Genomic DNA, 3169 nt, shown 5'->3' on the forward strand with positions numbered 1-3169 from the left:
CGACGCGTCGCCCGCGACGGCCGTGCAGCGCACCCTCGCCGAGCTCGCGGTCGCGACCCGGCAGGAGTCCGACCCGCCCGACGTGCTCCTCGCCCCCGACCGCGAGTGGATCCCCGACGTCGCCTACACGACGACGCTCCTGCGCGCCCTCGAGGACGCGCCCTGGGTCCGGCTGCGGCCCGCGTCGTCGCTGCTCGACGGCATGGCCCAGACGCGGACGACGGCGTCCGACTCGGCGTCCGACGCCGCGGAGATGCCGCCCGCACAGGTGCAGGTGCTGGCCGCGGCCCGCGAGCGCACCCTCGCGTTCGCCGAGGTCACGTCCGAGCCCGAGGCGCTGCTGACCGGCGTCGACCAGGAGGTGCTGGCGCCGCTGTCCGTCGCGTGGCGTGCCGACCGCACCGGCCGCGACGCGCTCGTCGCCGCCGTGGTCGCCGACCTCGACGCGCGCACCAGCGGCCTCACGATCGTCCAGCCGCCGACCGCGAACATCTTCGGGTCGTCGACCGACGCGCGGATGACCGTCCGCAACGCGCTCGCCGTGCCCGTGACCGTGCAGCTCGTCGTCGCGCCCGGCAAGCCGTGCCTCGAGGCGCAGCCCGTCGAGCCGGTCGAGGTCGACGCGCGCGACGAGCGCAGCGTCGTCGTCCGGTTCGTCGCGCACGCGAACTGCGAGGTCCGGGTGCTCGCGCACCTCGAGACGGTCGACGGCGCCCCCGTCTCCGCACCCGTCGAGTTCAGCGCACGCGTGCAGCCGACCATCGAGGACGTCGGCACGGTCGTCGTCGGCGTCCTGCTGCTCGTCGGGCTCGTCCTCGGGATCGTGCGCACGGTCCGACGTGGTCAGAGCGCGCGCCGTGGTGCCCGTCTCGAGGCCGAGTCGGACGCGCCGACCGCGCTCGGGGTGCTCGGCGGTGTCGCGGACACCGGCGGTGCGGCGGACGACGACGGTGCGACGGAGCACGGCGGGGCGCCCGACGACGGCGACGGGGCCGGCCAGGACGCGCCGCCCGTCGGGACGCCGCCCGCGCCACCCCGACGAGAGGACCCCTCATGACCGGCCCCGGCAGCATCGGACGCGGCGCGGCGCTCATGGCGTCGGGCACCGCCGTGTCCCGGGCCACCGGGCTGCTGCGGATGATGGTGCTGATCGCCGCGATCGGCGTCACGGGCGAGGCCGCCGACGCGTTCTCGGTCGCGAACAAGCTGCCCAACATCCTGTTCATGCTGCTCGCCGGCGGCGTCCTCAACGCGGTGCTCGTGCCGCAGGTCGTGCGCGCCTACAAGCGCGACGCCGGGCAGGAGTACGTCGACCGCCTCCTGACCCTCGGGTTCGTCGTCCTCGCCGTCGCGACCGTCGTCCTCACGTTCGCCGCACCGCTCCTCGTCCACCTCTACGCCGACGCGGCGCCCGACCAGATGGCGCTCGCGACGACGTTCGCGTACTGGTGCATCCCGCAGCTGTTCTTCTACGGCGTGTACGCGCTGCTCGGGCAGGTGCTCAACGCGCGCGGCTCGTTCGGCCCCTACATGTGGGCGCCCGTCGTGAACAACCTCGTCGCGATCGGCGGCTTCGTCGCGTTCATCGTCGTCTTCGGCAGCCCCGAGACGAGCGGCGTGGCGGTCGCGTCGTCGTGGACCTCCGGTCAAGTCGCGCTGCTCGCGGGCATCTCCACGCTCGGTGTCGTCACCCAGGCCGTCGTGCTCGTGCCCTCGTTGCGTCGCGCGGGTGTCCGCTACCGGTTCCGGTGGGGCCTGCGCGGCTCGGGCCTCGGCCGGGCCGGGCAGGTCGCGACGTGGACGCTCGTCGGGCTCGGCATCGGCCTGCTCGGGAACCTCGTCGTGTCGCGCGTCGTCTCTCGCGCCCCCAGCGAGGCCGAGGCCACGACCGTCGCCTCGAACAACGCGTACGACGTCGCGTTCAGCATCTTCATGCTCCCGCACTCGCTGGTCACCGTGTCGCTCGCGACCGCCCTGTTCACACGGCTGTCCGGGCAGGCCCACGACCAGGACGTCGACGGGGTGCGGTCGACCTTCTCCTACGGCGTGCGCGTCGTCGGGCTGTTCACCGTCGCCGCCGCCGGCCTGCTGCTCGTGCTCGCGCGGCCCGTCACCGACATCATCGCCGTCAACGCGCCCGCCGACGCCGTCGAGGCCACCACGCGCGTCGTCCAGGCGATGGTCGTCGGCCTGCCCGCGTTCGGTGCCTGGTCCATGGCGCAGCGCGTCTACTACGCGTACGAGGACGCGCGCGGCATGGTGCCCATCCAGGTCGCGATGGCCGTGGTCGTCGTCGTCGGCACCCTGCTCGGCATGGTGCTCGCGCCGCCGTCGTGGTGGACCGCCTGCGCGGGCCTCGCGATGAGCGTGTCGTACCTCGTCGGCGCGGTCGCGGCGGTCTGGCAGCTGCGGCGCCGGCTCGGGCGCGTCGACGGCGGGCGCATCGTGCGCGTGCACGTGCGTGCCCTCGTCGCCGTCCTCCCCGCGGTGCTGGTCGCGTGGCTCGCGACGCGGGTCCTCGTCCTCGGGCTCCCCGACGGCCTCCTCGGGTCCGTCGTCGTGTGCGTCGTCGCCGGTGGGCTGGGGGGTGTCGCCTACGTCGGCGCGCTGCGCCTCCTGCGGGTCGAGGAGCTCGACGGGCTGCTGCGGCCGGTGCTCGCGCGGCTCCGGCCCGGACGGGGCTGACGGACCGCGCGGTTTCACGGCTCAGCCGGTCCATCCCCGCGAGGGCCTCGTGACGCGCGTGCACGCGAGCCGGCCACAGCCCGCGTTCCACGAGCGCCGTCCCCCGAACGCCTCACGTCGCCCGACCTGTCCGCACCCGTCCCGTTCCGTCCGGATACCATGCCCGTCTGCCGTCCTGTCCAGGGCCGCCGTCTACCATGCAGGTGACCCCCGCGTCGCCCGCCCCGTAGGGTCGGCGGAGGTGGACTGACGTGACGAACCCGGAGGAGGTGCTGGTGAGCGAGGTCGGACGAGGCACCGTGCTGGCAGGCCGCTACCGCATCGTCGCGCCCGCACCCTCCGACCTCGACGGCGCCACCGCGTGGCAGGCCACGGACCAGATCCTCGACCGCCCCGTGCGCGTCCGGGTCCTCGAGGCCGGCGCCGTCGCGCCCGCCCTCGACGCCGCCCGCCGCGCCGCGCTCGTCACCGACGCCCGCCTGGT

2 protein-coding genes and 1 pseudogene are annotated in these 3169 nt (G+C 74.9%); all 3 read left to right on the plus strand.

Features of this window, described 5'->3' with window-relative positions:
- Positions 1-1057, plus strand: a 1057-nt coding sequence (locus HGA02_RS14190; RefSeq protein WP_168679605.1) for a DUF6049 family protein, incomplete at its 5' end; no start/stop codon positions are given.
- Positions 1054-2685 carry a murein biosynthesis integral membrane protein MurJ gene (gene murJ / locus HGA02_RS14195; RefSeq protein ID WP_168679607.1) on the plus strand — a complete coding sequence of 544 codons (1632 nt, stop codon included), beginning with the start codon at positions 1054-1056 and terminating at the stop codon, positions 2683-2685. The genes HGA02_RS14190 and murJ, both read left to right, overlap by 4 nt.
- A gap of 251 nt (positions 2686-2936) precedes the next feature.
- Positions 2937-3169: pseudogene (locus HGA02_RS14200) on the plus strand (hypothetical protein); the annotation flags it as partial.

The sequence above is a fragment of the Cellulomonas septica genome, assembly GCF_012396155.1.
GTDB classification, from domain to species: Bacteria; Actinomycetota; Actinomycetes; order Actinomycetales; family Cellulomonadaceae; genus Cellulomonas; species Cellulomonas septica.

Bases quoted from the DNA above. Each gene is read 5' to 3' on its own strand.
- murJ (WP_168679607.1), top strand. From the start codon at position 1,054: ATGACCGGCCCCGGCAGCATCGGACGCGGCGCGGCGCTCATGGCGTCG.